Source organism: Polaromonas sp. (genome assembly GCF_018780625.1).
In the GTDB taxonomy this organism is placed as follows: Bacteria; Pseudomonadota; Gammaproteobacteria; order Burkholderiales; family Burkholderiaceae_C; genus Polaromonas.
In genome coordinates this window covers 4,363-6,209 of sequence record NZ_JADMJK010000026.1, presented here as the reverse complement: position 1 = coordinate 6,209, position 1,847 = coordinate 4,363, and the positions used below count along the sequence as shown (strand labels likewise).

1 protein-coding gene and 1 pseudogene are annotated in these 1,847 nt (G+C 61.0%); both read right to left on the bottom strand.

The genetic code is table 11. The features are described from left to right. Positions 1 to 629 (bottom strand): annotated as a pseudogene (locus tag IV091_RS01950) (hypothetical protein); the annotation flags it as partial. Positions 630 to 784: 155 nt separating this feature from the next. Beyond that, positions 785 to 1,795 carry a tripartite tricarboxylate transporter substrate binding protein gene (locus IV091_RS01945; RefSeq protein ID WP_293464408.1) on the bottom strand — a complete coding sequence of 337 codons (1,011 nt, stop codon included), beginning with the start codon at positions 1,793 to 1,795 and terminating at the stop codon, positions 785 to 787. Positions 1,796 to 1,847: the final 52 nt, after the last annotated feature.

Below are 1,847 nucleotides of genomic sequence, written 5' to 3'. Positions count from 1 at the left end.
GCGTCGGACATCATGCTGGCCAGATGCACCGGCGCGGACAACAGCGCGCGGGTAAAGAATGTACCGTCACCCGCGGTAGACGCCGTGGCCAGGGAACGATAGCCCTCGGCAAAATCCTCCGACGCCTGCCAGACCGTGGCGGGCGTGCCGTAGCCCGCATACCACACACGGTCGAGCACTGTACGGCCCGTAAATCCCGCCGGGTAAAGAACCCTGTCCTCCTCGTGGCTGCTCACATTGTTGATGAACTGGTACATCGTGTGGTTCAGGGCAGCGGTATCCAGGGCGGCGTTCTGGGCCAGCGTCCCGAAGCCGCAGGCCAGCCGCTCCTGGTTCAGCAGATCAAACGATGCCTTCTGCTCGGAGCCCGCGGGATAGGTCGAAGGCTGCGGGCTGGAGACGACTGCGCTGTAGCTGGCAGGCGGGGCGGCCGTGGGGCACTGGGCCTGTGCGTCAGCCACACTGACTGCGCTGGAGCGGGTGCTGCCGTCCGAGCAAGAGGCGATATAGGGGCTGACGACGGCTATGTCCGTGCCAACACTGCTACCGCCGCCGCCGCCACAACCGCCAAGGACAAGCGTCAGCCACAGGAATGCCGCATAAAAGACTGTGTGCTGCCGCTTTTTCATGGCGCTCCCCATCCGGTTGTTGTTGGTCCGCAGACTTTACATTACAGACCCCGCCAGAGAAAATTTTTGCAGCACGCAGACGTAACAGCCAGTCTCACGCACGGTCAAACGCGCTCGCAGCATGCTGCGTGGCGCGATCTCCTTGCGCCAGATGCTTAATCCAGACTGATGTTCTTGCGCTTGATCAGTTGTTCGTACACCTTGGCCTTGGCCTCGGCGTTACGACGGATCTCGGCGGGTGACCAGGTAATGGTTTCGAAAGCAAACGTGTTGAAGCGGGCTTTGACGTCAGGGTCAGCCAGTACCTTGAGAACGTCAGCGTTGATCTTGTTGCTCACATCGGCCGCAATGCCTTTCGGGGCCACCAACGACACAAATGAATTCACATCAAAGCCTGCCGGGCCGCCAGCCTCAGCCACCGTGGGAACCTCCGGCATCTGGGGAATACGTTTGGGCGCGGCAACTGCCAAATAGCGAATCTTGCCCGCCTTGAACATGCCCTGGCTGGATGGAATGCTGGCCATGCTCCACTGAATGTCGCCAGCGCCCACCGAGGTAAACAGCTGAGAAACCTCCCGGTAAGCCACGTGGGTCATTTCAATCTTCTCAAGCAGTTCCAGTTGTTCGCCGCCCAGATGCCCGGGACTGCCGACACCCCAGGAGCCATAGCTCACCTTGCCCGGTGCAGCCTTGGCGGCCGCCACCAGGTCTTTCATGCTTTGCCATTTGGAGTCGTTTGCCACGGCCACCAGAAAGGGGGTTCGAAACAGAGGTGCCACGGGATCGAAGCTATCCAGGGTGACAAACTTTTTGGACTTGTACAGCAGCGGCAAAGCAGCCAGATGTTCGCTGTCGAGTTGCAGCAGGGTATAGCCGTCGGGCGCGGCGCGGCGTGTGGATTCGATGGCGATGAAGCCGCCGCCGCCTGGTCGGTTGGTAATGAGGACGGGCTGATTCCACAGCTTGGACAGCTTGTCCGCGACCTGGCGCAGCACGGCATCAGGGCCGCTACCCGCAGCAAAGGCGGTGACGAGGTTGACGGGCTTGTTCGGGAACGAGGCGTCAGCCTGCGCCGCGAAGCTGGTGCCCAGCAGACTCAGGCAAAGGGCAGACCAATGTGCGACGGAGCGCAAGCCGGTGCGGCGGGAAAGTGAGGAAAGGCGCATGGTGATGCTTTCAAACAGAGTGGAAAAAACTTGCAGGCTTTGCCGACACAAG